Source organism: Streptomyces sp. NPDC015131 (genome assembly GCF_043079975.1).
Lineage (GTDB): Bacteria > Actinomycetota > Actinomycetes > Streptomycetales > Streptomycetaceae > Streptomyces.
This window is the reverse complement of record NZ_JBIBVB010000002.1, coordinates 794,621-813,574: the sequence shown is the minus strand read 5'-3', so window position 1 is coordinate 813,574 and position 18,954 is coordinate 794,621. Positions and strand designations below refer to the sequence as shown.

At 75.1% G+C, this 18,954-nt stretch carries 17 protein-coding genes; 14 read left to right on the top strand and 3 right to left on the bottom strand.

Features of this window, described 5'->3' with window-relative positions; translation table 11 throughout:
- Window positions 1-59: 59 nt before the first annotated feature.
- From ACF08D_RS09355 to era, 5 genes are all read left to right on the top strand, one after another.
- On the top strand, window positions 60-974 hold the full coding sequence (locus ACF08D_RS09355; protein ID WP_392221956.1) for a helix-turn-helix transcriptional regulator: 915 nt from the start codon (window positions 60-62) through the stop codon (window positions 972-974).
- A gap of 129 nt (window positions 975-1,103) precedes the next feature.
- Window positions 1,104-1,829 (top strand): hypothetical protein, encoded by a 726-nt coding sequence (locus ACF08D_RS09350; protein ID WP_392221955.1) that lies wholly within the window; start codon window positions 1,104-1,106, stop codon window positions 1,827-1,829.
- Window positions 1,830-1,856: 27 nt separating this feature from the next.
- Window positions 1,857-2,210: a cytidine deaminase gene (locus tag ACF08D_RS09345; RefSeq protein WP_392221954.1), complete on the top strand. Its 354-nt coding sequence runs from the start codon at window positions 1,857-1,859 to the stop codon at window positions 2,208-2,210.
- Window positions 2,210-2,599, top strand: a complete 390-nt coding sequence (locus tag ACF08D_RS09340) for a hypothetical protein (RefSeq protein WP_392221953.1) — start codon at window positions 2,210-2,212, stop codon at window positions 2,597-2,599. The genes ACF08D_RS09345 and ACF08D_RS09340 overlap by 1 nt, the downstream gene beginning before the upstream one ends.
- Window positions 2,600-2,641: 42 nt before the next feature.
- Window positions 2,642-3,592, top strand: coding sequence for a GTPase Era (gene era, locus ACF08D_RS09335; protein ID WP_392221952.1), 951 nt, complete (start codon window positions 2,642-2,644; stop codon window positions 3,590-3,592).
- 52 nt (window positions 3,593-3,644) lie between these two features.
- Here era and ACF08D_RS09330 read toward each other — a convergent pair whose 3' ends face one another.
- Together ACF08D_RS09330 and ACF08D_RS09325 are read right to left on the bottom strand one after the other, a co-directional pair.
- Window positions 3,645-3,911: a protealysin inhibitor emfourin gene (locus tag ACF08D_RS09330; RefSeq protein WP_392221951.1), complete on the bottom strand. Its 267-nt coding sequence runs from the start codon at window positions 3,909-3,911 to the stop codon at window positions 3,645-3,647.
- Window positions 3,912-3,920: 9 nt separating this feature from the next.
- Window positions 3,921-4,985 (bottom strand): M4 family metallopeptidase, encoded by a 1,065-nt coding sequence (locus ACF08D_RS09325; RefSeq protein WP_392221950.1) that lies wholly within the window; start codon window positions 4,983-4,985, stop codon window positions 3,921-3,923.
- A gap of 295 nt (window positions 4,986-5,280) precedes the next feature.
- Between ACF08D_RS09325 and leuA the strand changes: the two genes are divergently transcribed.
- Both leuA and ACF08D_RS09315 read left to right on the top strand, forming a co-directional pair.
- Complete coding sequence (gene leuA / locus ACF08D_RS09320) at window positions 5,281-7,038, top strand: 2-isopropylmalate synthase (protein ID WP_392221949.1); 1,758 nt, start codon at window positions 5,281-5,283, stop codon at window positions 7,036-7,038.
- A gap of 158 nt (window positions 7,039-7,196) precedes the next feature.
- Entirely contained in the window at window positions 7,197-7,892 is a 696-nt protein-coding gene (locus ACF08D_RS09315; RefSeq protein WP_392221948.1) for a TerB family tellurite resistance protein, read from the top strand.
- A gap of 7 nt (window positions 7,893-7,899) precedes the next feature.
- On the opposite strand, the gene ACF08D_RS09310 is transcribed toward ACF08D_RS09315, so the two are convergent.
- On the bottom strand, window positions 7,900-8,886 hold the full coding sequence (locus ACF08D_RS09310) for a zinc-binding dehydrogenase (protein ID WP_392221947.1): 987 nt from the start codon (window positions 8,884-8,886) through the stop codon (window positions 7,900-7,902).
- 169 nt (window positions 8,887-9,055) lie between these two features.
- On the opposite strand from ACF08D_RS09310, the gene ACF08D_RS09305 reads away from it, so the two are divergent.
- From ACF08D_RS09305 to ACF08D_RS09275, 7 genes are all read left to right on the top strand, one after another.
- Window positions 9,056-9,598 (top strand): SRPBCC family protein, encoded by a 543-nt coding sequence (locus tag ACF08D_RS09305; protein ID WP_392221946.1) that lies wholly within the window; start codon window positions 9,056-9,058, stop codon window positions 9,596-9,598.
- A gap of 169 nt (window positions 9,599-9,767) precedes the next feature.
- Entirely contained in the window at window positions 9,768-11,342 is a 1,575-nt protein-coding gene (locus ACF08D_RS09300; protein WP_392221945.1) for an AMP-binding protein, read from the top strand.
- On the top strand, window positions 11,335-12,534 hold the full coding sequence (locus ACF08D_RS09295; RefSeq protein WP_392221944.1) for an FAD-dependent oxidoreductase: 1,200 nt from the start codon (window positions 11,335-11,337) through the stop codon (window positions 12,532-12,534). The genes ACF08D_RS09300 and ACF08D_RS09295 overlap by 8 nt, the downstream gene beginning before the upstream one ends.
- Window positions 12,531-13,931 (top strand): MFS transporter, encoded by a 1,401-nt coding sequence (locus ACF08D_RS09290; protein WP_392221943.1) that lies wholly within the window; start codon window positions 12,531-12,533, stop codon window positions 13,929-13,931. The genes ACF08D_RS09295 and ACF08D_RS09290 overlap by 4 nt, the downstream gene beginning before the upstream one ends.
- A complete protein-coding gene (locus ACF08D_RS09285) occupies window positions 13,924-16,041 on the top strand; it encodes a molybdopterin oxidoreductase family protein (RefSeq protein WP_392221942.1) in 2,118 nt (705 codons plus the stop codon). Before ACF08D_RS09290 ends, ACF08D_RS09285 begins: the two co-directional genes overlap by 8 nt.
- The gene (locus ACF08D_RS09280; protein WP_392221941.1) at window positions 16,038-17,690 is read left to right on the top strand and encodes an FAD-dependent oxidoreductase; all 1,653 of its coding nucleotides are present in this window, start codon (window positions 16,038-16,040) and stop codon (window positions 17,688-17,690) included. The genes ACF08D_RS09285 and ACF08D_RS09280 overlap by 4 nt, the downstream gene beginning before the upstream one ends.
- Window positions 17,687-18,895, top strand: a complete 1,209-nt coding sequence (locus ACF08D_RS09275; protein ID WP_392221940.1) for an NAD(P)/FAD-dependent oxidoreductase — start codon at window positions 17,687-17,689, stop codon at window positions 18,893-18,895. The genes ACF08D_RS09280 and ACF08D_RS09275 overlap by 4 nt, the downstream gene beginning before the upstream one ends.
- Window positions 18,896-18,954 lie beyond the last annotated feature (59 nt).

The window sequence follows — 18,954 nt, the reverse complement described above, 5'->3', positions numbered from 1 at the left end:
ACCTGGGGAGCGGCCACTTATCCTGGTGGCCGCACCACCAGCCAGGGGGAGGACACGTGGTGACAGCGCCTCACAGCGCCGCGCCCGGTGACGCGGCACCCGCGCGCACCGGCTCCAAGGACCACCGGCTCGCCGAGCTGCGCGCGTTCCTGCGCAGCCGCCGCGCCCGCGTCACACCCGAGGAGGCGGGGCTGCCCGGCGGGGGCGCCCGGCGCCGCACCCCGGGCCTGCGCCGCGAGGAGGTCGCCGTCCTCGCGGGCGTCGGCGTGTCCTGGTACCAGTGGCTGGAGCAGGGCCGGGACATCACCGTTTCGCCGCAGGTGCTGGACGCGGTGGCCCGGGTGCTGCGGCTGAGCCCCGCCGAGCGGCGCCACCTCTACGTTCTGGCCGGGCTCAACCCGCCTCCGGCGGAGGTCGATCCGGCCCAGCGGGACATGTGCGCGGGCCTGCGGCGGCTGATCGACGCGTGGATGCCGTACCCGGCCCACGTCATGGACCGCTACTGCAACACCGTCATGTACAACGCCTCCGCATCGGCCGTCCTCGGCATGCGGCCCGGCATGCCGCAGAACGGCCTGATCGCCTTCTTCACCGACCCCCTGTACCGCACCCGTTCCCGGAGCTGGGCGCGCAACGCCCCGCAGCTGGTCGCCCAGTTCCGGGCGGCCTGCTCGGAGGCCCCGGGCGACGAGGGGTTCCGCGCCGTGGTGGAGGAGGCGAGGGCCGCCAGCGCGGAGTTCGCCGAGTTGTGGGAGCGCCGGGACATTGCCCCGGCGGGCCAGGTCCACAAGGAGCTGGAGCACCCGCTGGTCGGCACGCTGCACGTGGAGTCGACCCAACTGCGCGTCCCCGCCCGGCCGGACCTGATGATCGTGCTGCACACCCCGCTCCCGGAGGCCGGTACGGCGGCCAAGCTGGAGTGGCTGGCCGGGCCCGAGGGGCGGCGCGGGGCGGTGTACCCGCTCGCGGGCTGAAGCGGGTTGCGGGTATTTCCGTGTCGTCGCTGTGATCTTCCTGTGTATATCCTCGGCGCGGCCGTTATCGGCGGGGAGGGGGGAACCACAGCTCCCCAGGGCATCCAACCAAGGGGAGAAACACACCTCATGCGTACTCGCACACGTCGCGGCGTCGCCGTCGCGCTCACCGTCTCCGCGCTCACCTTCACCGCCGCGTGCGGTGGTTCGTCCGACAAGGGCGGCGACAGCGGCAAGGACAAGGCCGCGGGCTCCTCGGCCGGCAAGCCCGCCGACAAGGCGGCGGAGGCCACTCCGCTCACCGCCGCGCAGATGAAGGCCGGCGCCCTGACGGTCGCCGACCTGCCCAAGGGCTGGACCGTGACCAAGAACCCGGCCGACGCCAGCGCCTACAAGGCGGACAAGGCGGAGTGCCAGCCGATCGCCGACCTGCTCGCCAAGAACGTGTCCGGTGCCACCGTCGGCGCCGACGTGGACTTCAGTGGCGGCAACGGCGCGGACCAGCTCACCCACCAGATCATGACCTTCCCCGGCACCGGCGCCGCCGACTTCGTGTCGTCCGTCGGCACCGCCGCCGAGAAGTGCACCGGCTTCAAGACCGCCATGGAGGGCGTGCCGGCCGAGCTCAAGGTGGAGAAGCTCACCCCGCCGAAGACCGGCGAGGAGTCGCACGGCGTCCGCGTCAGCATGGACCTCGGCGGCGCCATGGAGTTCGCCCTCCACGTCGCGGTCTCCCGTCAGGGCGCGGGCGTCTCCCGGGTCGTGTACCTCCCGGGTCTCCCGGCGTCCGCCAAGAACTTCGACGACCTCGCCAAGCGCGGCGGGGAGAAGTTCGTCAAGGCCGCCCAGGGCTGACCCGGCTCGCGGATCTATCCTCGGGGCATGACTCAGACCACCGACCTCGGTCCCGAGGACCGAAAGATCATCACCCTGGCGCGCAGCGCCCGCGCCCGTAACGGTGTGGCCGAGGGCGCGGCCGTGCGCGACGAGACCGGGCGCACCTATGTCGCCGGGACCGTCGCCCTGGAGTCGCTCCGGCTGAGCGCGCTCCAGACGGCGGTGGCGATGGCCGTGGCCAGTGGCGCCACGTCGTTGGAGGCGGCGGCCGTCGTCACCGAGGCGGGCGCCGCCTCGGACGCCGACCGCGCCGCCGTCCGCGATCTGGGCGGCCCGGCCACCCCGGTCCACGTGGCCGGTCCGGACGGCGAGCTGCGCGCCACGGTGAGCGCCGGCTGATGGCGCGCACGGGGGAGAGAACCACGGGGCTGACCACCTCGTGGGTCGTTCTGGCCGTGGGCGCCGTCGGCGTCGTCATCAACGTGGTCGACTGGCTGGCCGGGGGCACCGACCCGGAGCCCTACCACGCCTTCCCGCTGCTGCTCGTGCTGTGGGCGGCCGGGGACCTGCTGAAACCGTCCCGGCCCGGTGCCGCGCGGCTGATCGCGGGCGCCGCGGGCGTCCTGCTGGTGGCGGCGGGCCTCGCCGCCGGTGTCCCGGCCGCCGCCGCGCTCGTCCGGGGCGGCCCGGTCGACTGGCTGGACCTGGCCCTGGGCGTCCTGACCGTCCTCTACGCCGCCTCGGCGGTGGCCGCCCTGGCGGCGCGGCGGCGGGCCGCGCGGGCCTGACGAGGGGCCTGCGGTACGTGACGGGTGCCCGCATCGGGGAGAATGGCCCCCATGAGCGCTCGTAACCCGGAAACCGAAACCACCCACCGTGCCGGTTTCGCCTGCTTCGTCGGCCGCCCCAACGCGGGCAAGTCCACCCTCACGAACGCTCTGGTCGGCCAGAAGGTGGCGATCACCTCCAACCGGCCGCAGACCACCCGGCACACGGTGCGCGGCATCGTGCACCGCCCGGACGCCCAGCTGATCCTGGTCGACACCCCGGGCCTGCACAAGCCGCGCACCCTGCTCGGCGAGCGGCTCAACGACGTCGTACGGACCACCTGGGCCGAGGTCGACGTGATCGGCTTCTGTCTGCCGGCCAACGAGAAGCTGGGCCCGGGCGACCGGTTCATCGCCCAGGAACTGGCGGAGATCAAGAAGACCCCCAAGGTCGCGATCGTCACCAAGACCGACCTGGTGGACTCCAAGACCCTCGCCGAGCAGCTCATCGCCATCGACCGGCTCGGCCAGGAGCTGGGCATGGAGTGGCAGGAGATCGTCCCCGTCTCCGCCGTGGGCGACAGGCAGGTCTCCCTGGTGGCGGACCTGCTGGTGCCGCTGCTCCCCGAGGGCCCCGCGCTCTACCCGGAGGGCGACCTCACCGACGAGCCCGAGCAGGTGATGGTCGCCGAGCTGATCCGCGAGGCCGCGCTGGAGGGCGTACGGGACGAGCTGCCGCACTCGATCGCGGTGGTCGTGGAGGAGATGCTGCCGCGCGAGAACCGCCCCGCGGACAAGCCGCTGCTGGACATCCACGCCAATGTCTTCATCGAGCGCCCCAGCCAGAAGGGCATCATCATCGGCCCCAAGGGCAAGCGCCTGAAGGAGGTCGGCACCAAGTCCCGCAAGCACATCGAGGCCCTGCTCGGTACGCCGGTCTTCCTGGACCTCCATGTGAAGGTCGCCAAGGACTGGCAGCGCGACCCCAAGCAGCTGCGCCGGCTCGGCTTCTGACCCTCCCGGCCGGGGCCGCGCCGTAAAGGGGGTCCGGCCGGGGCCGCGCCCCTTACGCGCCCTCCCGGAGCACCCGGGCGACCAGCTCCCGCTGGGCGTCCGTGAGCCCGGGGTCGGCGCAGCGCACGGTGCGGCCGTCGACGGTGATCTCGTAGCGGAACCCGTCCGGCACGCCCGCCGGCCGCCCCCCGCCGTCCCCGGTGAGGGCCGCCTCGGCCAGGGCGTGCCAGCCGGGGGCGTCGGGCAGCCCCGAGGTATCGACCTCGGCCCGCCGCTCGATGCCGGCGAACCCTCCCGTACGGATGACCCGGATACGCATGGGGCCTGTCTACTCCGCCGGCAGCCCCACCGTCGACCACGCCTTGACCACCGCGTCGTCCTCCGGGCCGCCCGCGCCGAACCGCTCGCGCGCCGCCGCGACCGTCAGCCGCGAGAAGTCCTCGAACGCCGCGTCCACCGCCAGCCGGCCGCCGGTCAGCACGTCGTACCAGACCTGGCCCGCCCGCTCCCAGGCGTTGCCGCCCAGCTCCGTGGCGAACAGGTAGAAGGCGTGGTTGGGGATGCCGGAGTTGATGTGCACCCCGCCGTTGTCGGAGCCGGTGTGGACGTAGTCGTCCATGGTCGCGGGCTGCGGGTCCTTGCCGAGGACGTCGTCGTCGTACGCCGTCCCGGGGGCCTTCATCGAGCGCAGCGCCACGCCCCGGACGTCCGGGGCCAGCAGCCCGGCGCCGATCAGCCAGTCGGCCTCGTCGGCGGTCTGCCCGAGGACCCGCTGCCTGACCAGCGAGCCGAAGACGTCGGACACCGACTCGTTGAGCGCCCCGGACTGGCCGAAGTAGGCCAGGTTCGCGGTGTACTGGGTGACCCCGTGGGCCAGTTCGTGGCCGATGACGTCGACCGCGACGGTGAAGTCCTGGAAGATCCGGCCGTCCCCGTCGCCGAAGACCATCTGGTCGCCGTTCCAGAAGGCGTTGTTGTACTCCCGGTCGTAGTGGACGGTGGCGATCAGCGGCAGCCCGTCCCCGTTGATCGAGTCGCGCCCGTAGGCGTCGCGGAACAGCTCGTAGGTGGCGCCGAGACCGGCGTACGCGCGGTTGACGGTGGCGTCCTTGGTGGGCTTCTCGCCCTCGGTGCGCACCTGGCGGCCCGGCAGGGCGGTCCTGTGCCCGGCGTCGTGGATCGTGCGCCCGGGGGTGCCGGCGGCCGTGTCCGCGGCCCGGAGGACCGGGGCGGCGCCGTGGACGGTGGTCAGCCGGCGGGCGGTGCGGTGCGCGGCGTCCGCGACGAGGGTGCGGCGGGCGGCGGCGGCGACGTCCGGGTCGGCGGCGCGGGTGAGCCGGTCGAGGAGGTGCGGGGGGACGATCGTGCAGTGCGTACGGGCTGCGGCAGTCATGCTCCGCAATGTGGCAGCGCGTCACGGTACTGTCACGCGGTGCGACGACGATTCCCGAAAAGGAGTGACGAATCGCTCTTTGACGGTTGGGGGCGGGAATCCCGCATACTGAAACGGCACCGCCACTCACGGTGCGACTCGGCTAGGCTTCTCCGCATCATGCGTTTCGGGCTGCTTCTCCTTAGCTGCCGCGGCGAGGGCCTGTAGTCGTAGGCCGACCCCCTCCCCGCGGAGTCTGGTGCTGCTTCGACCCAGTCGGCCGTCCCCAGCAGGACAACCGAGGAGCCCTACGCACATGTCCCAGCCCGTCGGCCGCCCCACGCCGGTCACCAACGCCACGCACACCCAGAAGCCGTCCGGGATGCCCATCCACAAGTACGGCCGCTACGAGGCCGTCGACATCCCCGACCGCACCTGGCCGGACCGGCGCATCACGCAGGCGCCGCGCTGGCTGTCCACCGACCTGCGCGACGGCAACCAGGCGCTGATCGACCCCATGAGCCCCGCCCGCAAGCGCGAGATGTTCGACCTGCTGGTGCGCATGGGCTACAAGGAGATCGAGGTCGGCTTCCCCTCCTCCGGCGAGACCGACTTCAACTTCGTACGCTCCATCATCGAAGAGGGCGCCGTCCCCGAGGACGTGACCATCTCCGTCCTGACGCAGGCCCGCGAGGAGCTGATCGAGCGCACCGTGGAGTCGCTGCGCGGCGCCCACCGGGCCACCGTCCACCTGTACAACGCCACGGCGCCCGTCTTCCGCCGGGTCGTCTTCCGCGGCTCCCGGGAGCAGGTCAGGCAGATCGCCGTCGACGGCACCCGTCTGGTGATGGAGTACGCCGACAAGATCCTGGGCGACGAGACGGTCTTCGGCTACCAGTACAGCCCGGAGATCTTCACCGACACCGAGCTGGACTTCGCCCTGGAGGTCTGCGAGGGCGTCATGGACGTCTGGCAGCCCGAGGAGGGCCGCGAGATCATCCTGAACCTGCCCGCGACCGTGGAGCGCTCCACGCCCTCCACCCACGCGGACCGCTTCGAGTGGATGTCGCGCCACCTGTCCCGCCGCGAGCACGTCTGCCTGTCCGTCCACCCGCACAACGACCGCGGTACGGCGGTGGCGGCGGCCGAGCTGGCGATCATGGCCGGCGCCGACCGGATCGAGGGCTGCCTGTTCGGGCAGGGCGAGCGCACCGGCAACGTCGACCTGGTGACGCTGGGCATGAACCTGTTCTCGCAGGGTGTCGACCCGCAGATCGACTTCTCCCAGATCGACGAGATCCGCCGCACCTCCGAGTACTGCAACCAGATGGAGGTCCACCCGCGCCACCCCTACGCGGGCGACCTGGTCTACACCGCCTTCTCCGGCTCCCACCAGGACGCCATCAAGAAGGGCTTCGACGCCATGGAGGCCACCGCCGCCGCGGCCGGGAAGACCGTCGACGACATCGAGTGGGCCGTGCCCTACCTGCCGATCGACCCCAAGGACGTCGGCCGGTCCTACGAGGCGGTCATCCGCGTCAACTCGCAGTCCGGCAAGGGCGGCATCGCGTACGTCCTGAAGAACGACCACAAGCTGGACCTGCCGCGCCGGATGCAGATCGAGTTCTCCCGGATCATCCAGGCCAAGACCGACGCCGAGGGCGGCGAGGTCACCCCGGCGGCCATCTGGTCCGTCTTCCAGGACGAGTACCTGCCCAACCCGGGCAACCCGTGGGGCCGCGTCCAGCTGCGCTCCGGCCAGACCACCACCGACAAGGACGGCACGGACACCCTGACCGTCGAGGCGGTCGTCGACGGCACCCCGACCGTCCTGACCGGCTCCGGCAACGGCCCGATCTCCGCGTTCTTCGCCGCCCTGCAGGCCATCGGCATCGACGCCCGCCTGCTGGACTACCAGGAGCACACGATGAGCGAGGGCGCCTCCGCCCAGGCCGCCTCGTACATCGAATGCGCCATCGACGGCAAGGTGCTGTGGGGCATCGGCATCGACGCCAACACCACACGCGCCTCGCTGAAGGCCGTCATCTCGGCCGTGAACCGCGCCGCGCGCTGACCCGCGCCTCAGGGACCCCGCCCGTTCCGGAGCTTTCCGGAGGGCGGGGTTCAGCCATGTCGGTGGCGATCTCACGCCGAGGTGCTGACGCGACATCACCGATGTGGCTAACATCACGCCAACGCGGCAAGGTGGCCGAGGCGTTCTGGAGGTGCGACGTGCTGCCAGCACGAGGATCACGCGGGCGGAAAGTGCGCGTCTGCTCCATTTCCACCGCGTGGAACACCGTGGGAGACGGGAAGTTCTTCTGCCCCGGCTGCGGCGGCGACCGCAGCTACCGGCGCCGCACCGGCCGCCGGCGCCTCACCCTCCTCGGGGTCCCGCTGCTCCCGCGCGGGCTCGCCGGGCCGGTCGTCGAGTGCGCCGCCTGCCATCTGCACTACGGCACCGAGACCCTGGACCACCCCACCACCGCGCGCTTCTCGGCGATGCTCCGGGACGCCGTGCACACCGTGGCGCTCGCCGTCCTCGCCGCCGGCGGGGTCTCCTCCCGCCCGGTCCTGGAGCACGCCGTCTCCGCCGTCCGCGCCGCCGGGTACGAGGACTGCACCGCCGAGGGTCTCACCGCCCTCATCGAGGCCCTGGAGGCCGACACCGGCCGCTTCGTCGCCGACGCCGGCACGCCCTGCGGCGCCGCCCTCGCCATCGAGCTGCACGAGGCCCTGGAGCCGCTCACCCCGCACCTCGCGCCCGCCGGACGGGAGTCGATCCTGCTCCAGGGCGCCCGGATCGCCCTCGCCGACGGCGCGTACACCACCGCCGAGCGGGACGTGCTGATCACCGTGGGCAACGCCCTGCACCTGCCCGCCGAGGACACCACCCGCCTGCTGGAGTCGGCCCGCACCCCGCTGTGACCGGGACCTAGGCGGTCGCGTCCGTGCGCAGGACCAGCCGCCGGCCCCGCACCCGCCCCTCGTCCATGCGGCGGTGCGCCTCGGCGGCGGCCCGCAGCGGCAGCACCTCGGCCGCCCGGGGCCGCAGCGCCCCGTCCGCCAGCAGCCGGTTGATCGCCACGGCCGCCTCCGCCAGCTCGGCGGCGGTGGCGTGCGAGATCACGAAGCCCACCACCGAGCAGTCCTTCATGTACAGCTCCCCGGCCGGCAGCTCCGGAGTCGTCCTCGCCCCCGCCAGCAGGACCACCCGGCCCCGCCGCGCCAGCAGGCCGACCGCCCCCGTCAGGTCGTTCACGCCCGCGGTGTCGAGGTAGACGTCGACGCCCCCGGGGCACGCCTCCCGTATCCGCCCGAAGAGGCCCGGGTCGCGGTAGTCCAGCACCTCCGCGGCGCCCAGGCCCCGGCAGAACTCCGCGTCCCGCGCGGCGGCCGTGGCGACCACCCGCGCCCCCGCCCGGACGGCCATCACCACCAGCGCGGCGCCCACGTTCCCCGCCGCGCCCGCCACCACCACGGTGTCGCCCATCCGCAGCCGGCCATGGGCGAACAGCGCCAGATGGGCCGTCGCCGCCGGGTGCACCACCGCCACCGCCTCCACCGGGTCCACGCCCGGCGGCAGGTGGTACAGCCGGTCGGCCGCCACCACGGCGCGCTCGGCCGCGGCGCCCTGCCGGCCCCCGTGGCCCAGGCTGTTGCTCCACACCCGGTCGCCCACCGCGAAACCGGCGGCGCCCGGCCCGGCCGCGGCGACCGTGCCCACCAGGTCCCGGCCGATCACGAACGGGAAGTCCAGCGGGGTGCGGAACAGACCGGAACGGACAAAGGTGTCCACCGGGTTGACCGTGGTGGCCGCCACGTCGACCACCACGTCCGTGGGGCCGCACCGGGGCGGCGGAAGCTCGCCGTAACGGATCACGTCGGGGGAGCCGAGCTGTTCGATGTAGGCGGCACGCATGACGGCGATCCTGGCACGCACCCCCGGTGGCGCACCCCGGGCGCAGAATTGTCCGTCAACTCGCGCCCGCGGGGGGTGAAAAGCCCACCGGGCGGGCCGGGCGGCCGACTTGACGGACCCGGCCCCCGACCTTTGACCGGTCCCGAGCCGCCTCTGCAAGCTTCGGGCCATGGCCTCAGCGAACAATGACAGCATTCCGCTTTTCCGGTCCCGCGCCGAGATCCCGCTTTCCGCGACCGCCGGCGATGTCTACGCGGTGGTGAGCGACCTTCCCCGCAGCGGCGAATGGAGCCCGGAATGCGTGGGCGGTTCCTGGATCTCCGGAGAACCCGCCACCGTCGGCGCGGTCTTCCGCGGCGAGAACTTCCGCGAGGAGGACGTGGTGGCCTGGGCCCCGGTCGTCCGGGGGAAATGGATCACCGAATCCGAGGTCGTCGCCGCGGAACCGGGGCGGACGTTCCAGTGGGCCATGCGCGACAAGGCCGGACGGAAGCAGCAGAGCGTCTGGGGATTCGACATCGAACCCGCCCCCGGGGGCTGCGTCCTGGTCCACCACTTCCGCATGGACGCCCCCACGGAAGGAATCCGGGGCATCACCGCCGAGATGGACGACACGGAGAAGGAGCGGTTCTTCACCGAGTGGGGCGCCAAGGTCCAGGGCGACCTGGCCGCCACGCTGGACCGCGTCCGGGCCGTGATCGCACAGGGCTGACCCCGCGCCCCCGGCCGCCGCACCGGTCCGGCGCCCCGGCACGTACGGCCCCGGGCCGCACCCCTCTCCCACCCGGCCCCCGACCGACGCCCGGCCCCGACCGACCCCCGGCCCCCGACCGACCCCCGACCGACTTCCGACCCCCGACTCCCGACGAGAGCTTGGCACCATGCTTCTGCAGCGCATAGGAAACCGTGGTATCCGGCTGGGAACGCTCTTCGAGCGTGCGGCGGCCCGGCACCCGGCCAACGTCCTCATCCTCGACCACGATCTCGACCTCGCCCCCTGGCCCGGCCGCCGCGCGACCGTCGCCGAAGTGGCCGACACCGTCGACGACTACGCCGCCCGGCTGTGGGCCGCGGGCGTCCGGCCCGCCGACCGGGTCGTGGTGCACAAGTCGGACGGCTTCGACATCACCCTCCTGGCCTGCGCCGTCGCCCGCACCGGCGCCGTCCCCGTGCTGCTGTCGCCGGCGCTCGACGGCGCCACGGTGCTCGCCCTCGTCCGCCGCGCCGACCGGCCCTACCTGGTGACCGACCGGGCCAAGCTCGACACCGAGCTGCCCCCCGAGGTCTTCGGCGCCACCCGCCGGGTGCTGCTCACCTCCGGTGAACACGACGACGCCGTCCCGCTGGCGGCCTACGAGGGCGCCCGGCGGATACCGCCCGTCACCATGCCGCCGGAGCACCCCACCCTGATCACCCACACCTCCGGCACCACCGGCACGCCCAAGCTGGCCGTGCACACCGGCCGGAGCCTCCAGGCGCGCTACCGCCCCCAGGCGTCGGTCGTCGCCCCGGTGCTCCGCCGCCGCGAGACCATCGCCCTGCACGTGTCGTTCGTCCACTCGCGGCTGTTCACCGCCCTGGCGATCTCCCTGCTGCGCGGATTCCCGATCCTGGTGCTCGCCGATTCCCGCCCGGACAACGCCGGCGACCTCTTCGCCCGGCTGCGCCCCGGAGTTCTGGAAGCCCACCCCAACTCCTTCATGGAATGGGAGGAACTCGCCGGCGACCCCCGGGAACCGCTGGGCAACGTCAAACTCTTCAGCAGCACCTTCGACGCCATTCACCCGCGCACGGTCCACCGGCTGCTCGGCGCCTCCCGCCGGAAGAACCCGCTTTTCGGGCAGCTCTACGGACAGAGCGAAGTCGGCCCGGCCGTGGTGCGCGCCTTCACCAGAAGACGCTCACCGGAAGCGGACGGCCGCTGCGTCGGTATGCCGTTTCCCGGAATGACCGACGTACGCGTCGTCAGCCGGGACGGAAATCCGCCCTCGGAGACGAATCCCGGCTATATCGAAGTACGCAGCGAGGGCCGCATCGTGACCTATCTCGGCGAGCCCGAGCGGTACGGCGACCAGCTCTCCGAGGGCGGCTGGTGGCGCATGGGCGACGTGGGCTACCGCACCCGGTGGGGGTGCGTGCACCTGCTGGACCGCGAGGTCGACCTCATCGAGGGCTTCGGCAGCACCCTGGCCGCCGAGGACGTGCTGCTCGGCAGGCTCGCCGACCTGGTGGAGGTCGTCATCGTGCGCGGCGCCGACGGCCGGGCCGTACCGGTGGTGTGCACGCGGGACGACAAGCCCCTGGACCCGGCGGCCTGGAAGGCCGCCGCGGCCGGCCTGGCACCCATGGCCGACCCGGTGCAGCGCCGCCACGCCGACCTCCCGCAGACCGCCACCACCAAGATCAAGCGGCTGGAGCTGGCCCGCCTGCTGGCCGACGGGGGCAGCGATGTCTGACGTCGTGGTGGTCGGCGGAGGCATCGGCGGGCTGGCCACCGCCCTCGCGGCCGCCCGGCGCGGCCACCGGGTACGGGTCCTGGAGCGGGCCGCGCGGTTCGCCGAGATCGGCGCCGGCATCCAGATCGCCCCCAACGGCATCGCCGCCCTCGACCGCCTCGGCCTCGGCGACCGGGTGCGCGCCACCGCCGTCCGCATGGACGCCCTGCGCTTCATGGACGGCGTGACCGGCGAGCACGTGGTCAGCATGCCGCTCACCGACGCCTACCGCGCCCGGTTCGGCCATCCGTACGTCGTCGTGCACCGCGCCGAACTGCACACCCTGCTCCTCGACGCCTGCCGGAGCACCGGCGCCGTCGAGCTGCGCGGCGGCAGCGCCGTCACCGGCTACGCACAGGACGGCCACAGCGCCTCGGTGCTCCTCGCGGACGGCGGGCGCGTCACCGGTGACGCCGTCGTCGGCGCGGACGGCATCCACTCGGCGCTCCGCCGGCAGCTCGTCGGCGACGGCGACCCCCGGGTGTCCGGCATCGCCGTCTACCGCGCGGTACTGCCGATGGACCGGGTCCCGGAGGAGTTCCGCGGCGCGAACGTCACCTGGTGGGCGGGCCCCTCCTGCCACTTCGTGCACTACCCCATCGCCGGGGGCACCGCCCTGAATCTCGCCGCGAGCTGGGACGGCGGCCTGACCGAGCCGTTCGCCGGTGTGCCGGTGCCCGCCGCCCGGGTGCTCGATCGGCTCGCTGGCCTGACCGGCGAGGCCCCGACGCGACTGCTGCGGCTCGGCGAGGGCTGGAAGTCCTGGATGCTCGTGGACCGCGACCCGGTGGACGACTGGACCGACGGCCGGGTCACCCTGCTCGGCGACGCGGCCCACCCGATGCTGCACTACGCGGCGCAGGGCGCCTGCCAGGCCCTGGAGGACGCGGTGCTCCTCGGCGACCTGCTCGACGGCCCGCCCGGCCGCCTCCCCGCGCGGCTGCGCGCGTACAACGAGCAGCGCCGCGAGCGTACCGCCGCCGTCCAGCTCGCCTCCCGCGAGAGCATCCGGCTCTGGCACGCCCGGGGAGTCGCCGCCAAGACCCGCAACGCCCTGCTGTCCGCGATGTCGGCGACCGACCTGCACGACCGGGTGGCCTGGATGCACACGGGCCCGGACCACGCCGGGGCCACCCCCGCGGAGGGACCGTGACCGGGACCGGACGCGCCTCCCGGAAGGGCTGGATCGAGGGGTGGGACCCCGAGGACGAGGACTTCTGGGAGCGCACGGGCAGACGCGTGGCGCGCCGCAACCTCGCCGTGTCGCTCCTCGCCGAGCACATCGGCTTCTCGGTGTGGAGCATGTGGTCGGTGCTGGTGCTGTTCATGTCGCCGGAGATCGGGCTCGGCTTCACGGCGGGGGAGAAGTTCCTGCTGGTCGTCGTGCCCACGCTGGTCGGCGCGGCGCTGAGACTCCCGTACAGCGCCGCCGTGACCCGCTTCGGGGGCCGCGGCTGGACGGTCTTCGCCTCGCTGGTGCTCCTGGTGCCGGCGGCCCTGACCGCGTACTTCGTGGGCCGGCCCGGCACCCCGCTGTGGGTCTTCCTCCTTCTCGGCGCCGCCACCGGCGCGGGCGGCGGGAACTTCGCCTCCTCCATGACCAACATCACCGGCTTCTTCCCGCGCCGCCACCAGGGCTGGGCGCTCGGGCTCAACGCCGGCGGCGGCAATCTGGGCGTCGCCACCGTGCAGCTCGCCGGCCTGCTGGTGATCGCCACCGCCGGGCCCGCCCACCCGGCGTACGTCGTGGCGGCCTACCTGCCGCTGCTGGTGCTCGCCGCGGTGCTGGCCGCGCTGTTCATGGACAACATCGACGCGGTGCGCGCCGAGCCCGGCGCCCAGCGGGAGGCCGTCCGCGACGGCCACACCTGGGTCGTCTCCCTGCTGTACGTGGGCACGTTCGGCTCGTTCATCGGGTACGGCTTCGCCTTCGGGCTGGTCCTTCAGAGCGAGTTCGGCTCGACCCCCCTCGAAGCGGCCGGCTACACCTTCCTCGGCCCGCTGCTCGGCTCGCTCAGCCGTCCGCTGGGCGGCAGGCTGGCCGACCGGTGGGGCGGGGCGCGCGTCACCCTGTGGACCTTCGCCGGGATGGCCGCCGGGACGGGCGGCCTGCTGTACGCCGCGTCCCGGCAGTCGCTGCCGCTGTTCGTGGCCGGGTTCACCGTGCTCTTCCTGCTCAGCGGCGCGGGCAACGGCTCCACGTACAAGCTGATCCCGGTCGTCTTCGCCGACCGGGCGCGCCGGGAGGTGACCTCCGGCGGGGACGCCCGGGCGGCCTTCGCCCGCGCGCGGCGGCTCTCCGGCGCCGTCATCGGGATCGCCGGGGCGGTGGGCGCCTTCGGCGGTGTGGCGATCAACCTGGCCTTCCGCGCCTCCTACGGGGGCGTCTTCGGCGGGATCGCCCCGGCCCTGCTGTGCTTCCTCGGCTACTACGCGGTGTGCATGGCTCTCACCTGGGCGGTGTACCTGCGGCGCCGGGACACCGGCACCGGGCCCGGCCGCGAGGACGCGCCCCTGCCCGCCGCGCCGGAGGAGACCGCGCGTGTCTGACACCCCGGCGGCCGTGCGCACGCACTGCCCCTACTGCGCGCTGCAGTGCGGTACGGAACTGACCGGGCGGGAGGGCCGGGTGACGGTCCGCCCCGCCGACTTCCCCGTCAACCGGGGCGGACTGTGCCGCAAGGGCTGGACGGCACCCGAACTGCTCACCGTGCCGGACCGGTTGCGCACCCCGCTGGTGCGGGACGCCGCGGGCGCGCTCGTCCCGGCCGGCTGGCCCGCCGCGCTGGACACCGTCACCTCCACCCTCCGGGACCTGCGCGACCGGCACGGGCCGGACGCCGTGGGGGTGTTCGGCGGCGGCGGGCTCACCAACGAGAAGGCGTACCTGCTCGGCAAGTTCGCCCGGGTCGCGCTCGGCACCAGCCAGATCGACTACAACGGCCGGTTCTGCATGTCCTCGGCGGCGGCGGCCGGGAACGCCGCCTTCGGCGTCGACCGGGGGCTGCCCTTCCCGGTCACCGACCTCGGCGGGGCGGACGTCATCGTGCTGGCCGGCGCCAACCCGGCCGAGACCATGCCGCCCCTGATGCGCCACCTGGACCGCGCCGACCTGATCGTGGTCGACCCGCGCCGCACCCCGACCGCCGAGCGCGCCGCCCTGCACCTCCAGCCGGCCCCCGGCACCGACCTGGCGCTCGCCCTCGGCCTGCTGCACCTCGTGGTCACCGAGGGGCGGTGCGACGCCGGTTACGTACGGGAGCGCACCACCGGCTTCGACGCGGCCTGGCGGCGCGCCGCCGCCTGGCCGCCCGAGCGGGCGGAGCGTGTCACCGGGGTGCCCGCCGCCGACCAGCGCGCGGCGGTACGGCTGCTGGCCGGGGCGGACCGGGCGTACGTGCTGACCGGCCGGGGCGCCGAGCAGCACAGCAAGGGCGCCGACACGGCCGCCGCCTTCATCAACCTGGCCCTCGCGCTGGGCCTGCCCGGCCGGGAGGGCGCCGGGTACGGCTGCCTCACCGGGCAGGGCAACGGCCAGGGCGGGCGCGAACACGGCCAGAAGGCCGACCAGTTGCCCGGCTACCGGTCGATCACCGACCCGGTGGCGCGCGCCCGGGTGGCCGGAGTGTGGGGCGTCCCGCCCGAGTCGCTGCCGGGCCCCGGCCGCAGCGCCTACGAACTGCTCGACGCCCTCGGCACGGACGACGGGCCTCGCGCCCTGCTGGTGTTCGGCTCCAACCCGGCCGTCTCGGCACCGCACGCCGGGCACGTCACCCGGCGGCTCGCCGCGCTCGACCTGCTCGTGGTGGCCGACTTCGTCCCGTCGGAGACCGCCCGGCTGGCCCATGTGGTGCTGCCGGTGACGCAGTGGGCCGAGGAGGAGGGCACCATGACCAGCCTGGAGGGGCGGGTGCTGCGCCGCCGGCGGCTGCGCCCGCCGCCGCCCGGAGTCCGCACCGACCTGGAGGTGCTGCACGCCCTGGCGACCGGCCTCGGCGAGCCCGCCCACCGCTGGCCCACCCGGCCGGCCGAGGTCTTCGACGAGCTGCGGCGCGCCTCGCGCGGCGGGCCCGCCGACTACTCCGGCATCGACTACGCGCGGCTCGACGCCGGGGAGGCCCTGCACTGGCCCTGCCCGGGCGGCGACCCGGCCGGGCCGCCGCACCCGGGCACGCCCCGGCTGTTCCTCGACCGGTTCGCGCACCCCGACGGGCGGGCCCGGTTCGCCGAGGTGGACCACCGGGACGCCGCCGAGACCCCCGGCGCCCGCCACCCGCTGTACGCCACGACCGGGCGGGTGCTCGCCCACTACCAGTCCGGCGCCCAGACCCGCCGGGTGCCCGAGCTGGACCGGGCGGCGCCCGGGGCGTTCGTGGAGGTCCACCCCGACACCGCCGCCCGCGCCGGGCTGCGGGAGGGCGATCCGGCCCGGGTCACCTCCGCGCGCGGCAGCATGGTGGCGCGGGTGCGGCTGGTGCCGGCGATGCGCCTCGACACGGTGTTCCTGCCCTTCCACTACGCGGGCGACGGCCGGGCGAACCTGGTCACCGGCACGGCCCTCGACCCGCGCAGCGGCATGCCCGAGTTCAAGGTCAGCGCGGTACGGATCGCACCCGAGCCGCCCGGCGACGGCGGCCCGGAAGAACGGGGGCCGCGGTGAGCGAGGTCCTGGTGATCGGCCACGGGACCGCGGCCCACCGCTTCGTGGAGCGGCTGCGCCACCACGGCCACCCGGGCGGCGTCACCGTCCTCACGGCCGGGCCGGGCCCCGCGTACCACCGCCCGCTGCTCACCGCGGTGCTCGCCGGCACCCTGCCCGCCGGCGCGGCCGTGCTGCCCGCCCCGCCGGACGGCGTCCGCGTCCGCACCGGCACCCTCGCGGTCCGCCTGGACCGGCGGCGGCGCCTGGTGCGCGCGGTCGGCGGCTTCCGGACGGCCGGTGGCGGGAGGCGCCCGGAGGTGTACGGCTACGACCACCTGGTGCTGGCCACCGGCGCCCGGCCGGTGCTCCCGGACGTGCCGGGCCTGCGCGGCCCGGACGGGCGGCTCGCGGAGGGCGTGACCACCCTGCGGACGCCCGCCGAGGCCGAACGCGTCGCCGGCGGGCCCGTGGTGGTGCTCGGCGGGGGCGCGGCCGGGGTGGAGACCGCGCTCGCGCTGCGCCGCGCCGGGCACCCGGTGACGCTGGTCCACGCCCAGCCGCTCCTGATGCACCGTCACCTCGACGGCCCGGCCGCGGAGATGCTGGCCGGGCTGCTGGCCGCGCGGGGCGTGGAGCTGCGCACCGGCCGCCGGGGCACCGAGTACAAGCCGGGCCGGCTGGTGCTGGACGACGGCGAGGTGCTGCGGGCCGGGACGCTCGTCGTCCGCACCGGCACCGCCCCCGCGACCGCCCTCGCCCGCACCGCCGGGCTCCCGGTGCGCCACGGCGTCCTGGTCGACGACCGGCTGACCACCGCCGACCCGCGCGTCCACGCCATCGGCGGCTGCGCCGAGCCCGGTGGCGAGGCTCCGGGCGGCGGCGTCACCTCGGCCTGGGCGCAGGCCGAGGTGCTGGCCGACCGGCTGACCGGCGGCCGGTCGCGCCACCCCGGCACCCCGTTCGTACTCCGCCCGGCGGCCGGGGACATCGACCTGCTGCGCCTGGGCGCCCCCGGCGCGACCCGCACGCACGACGCCGTCACCCCCGCCGGGCCCGCCGACCCCACTGGCTCCACCAGCCCTACCGGCCCCGCCGACCCGACTGGCTCTACCGATCCCACCAGTCCCGCCGGCCCTGCCGACCCCACCGGCTCCACCAGCCCTACCGGCCCCGCTGACCCCGCTGGCTCCACCAGCCCTGCCGGCCCCGCCGGCCTCACCACCCCCACCACCCCCACCGCCCCCGCCGGCACCCGGACCGTCCGCCTCAGCGACCCCGCCCGCGGCCGGTACGCCCGGGTCGCGCTGCGGCCCGACGGGCGCGTCGCCGAGGCCGTCCTGCTCGGGCTGCCCCGGGCCGGCGCGGTGCTCACCCAGCTCCACGACCACGGCCGGCCCGTCCCCGCCGACCTGCTGGGTCTGCTGCTCGGCACGCCCACGCCCGCCCGCGAGGACGGCGACGGGCAGCCGGACGACGCGCCGGTCTGCCTCTGCAACGGCGTCACCCGCCGGGCCCTGGAACGCGCCTGGCACGACGGCGCCCGCACCACCGGGGACCTCGCCCGGGTCACCCGGGCCACCACCGGCTGCGGCGGCTGCGCGCCCGACGTCCGGGCGCTGTGCGCGACCCTGGCGGCCGCCCCGCGCACCGGGGAGGACGCCCCGTGACCCGGACGCTCGTGGTCGCCGGACACGGCATGGTCGGCCACCGCCTGGTGGGCGAGGTGCGCGCCCGCGACCGGGCCGGGGCCTGGCGGGTGGTGGTCCTCGGCGAGGAGGACCGGCCCGCCTACGACCGGGTGGCCCTCTCGTCGTACCTGGCCGGCGGGGGCGACCGGACCGGCCTCGGGCTGACCGGCTCCTGGGCGCCGGACGACCCGCTGGTCGAGGTCCGCACCGGGACGGCCGTCACCGCCGTCGACCCGGCCGCGCGCACCGTCACCACCGGCGACGGCACCGAACTGCCCTACGACGCGCTGGTGCTGGCGACCGGGGCGCGGCCGGCCGTCCCGCCGGTCCCGGGGCACCGGGCCGGCGGCTGCTGCGTCTACCGCACCCTGGACGACCTGGAGCGCGTCCGCGCCCGCGCCGAGCCCGGCCGCCCCGGAGTGGTGGTGGGCGGCGGCCTGCTGGGGCTGGAGGCCGCCAACGCCCTGCGGCTGCTGGGGATGCGGCCCCGGGTGGTCGAGCTGGCGGACCGGCTGATGCCGCTCCAGGTGGACGGCGGCGGCGGGCGGCTGCTCGGCCGGCTCGTCGGCGCCCTCGGCATCGGCACGCACTGCGGTACGGCGCTGGCGCGCGTGGACACCGGCCCGGACGGCGCCGTCACGGCGGTGACGCTGGCCGACGGCACCCGGATCGGCACCCGGCTGGTGGTCTTCGCGGCGGGCGTCCGCCCCCGCGACGAGCTGGCCGCCGCGGCCGGGCTGCGGACCGCCCCGCGCGGCGGTGTCGCGGTCGACGGGCTGTGCCGCACCGCCGCCGACCGCGTCTGGGCGATCGGCGACTGCGCGGCCGTGCGCGGCCGGGCGCACGGGCTGGTCGCCCCCGGGTACGCCATGGCCCGGATCGTCGCCGACCAGCTGCTCGGCCTGCCCACCGCGCCGTTCGCGGACACCGGCGCGGCCACCCGGCTCAAGCTCCTGGGCGTCGAGGTGGCGAGCTTCGGCGACGTCCACGCCCGTACGCCCGGGGCGCTGGAGTACGTCCACGAGGACCCCGCCGCGGGCACCTACGCCAAGCTGACGCTGGCCCCGGACGGCCGCACCCTGCTCGGCGGGGTGCTGGTGGGCGACGCCCGCCCGTACCCGGTGCTGCGCCCGCTCGTGGGGCGGCGGCTGACCGCCCCGGCCGACGCGCTGCTGCGCGGCTGAACGCCCCGCCCCCGCCCCCCTGGTGGACAGGGCGGCGGGGGCGGGGTTGCCGTGCCGTA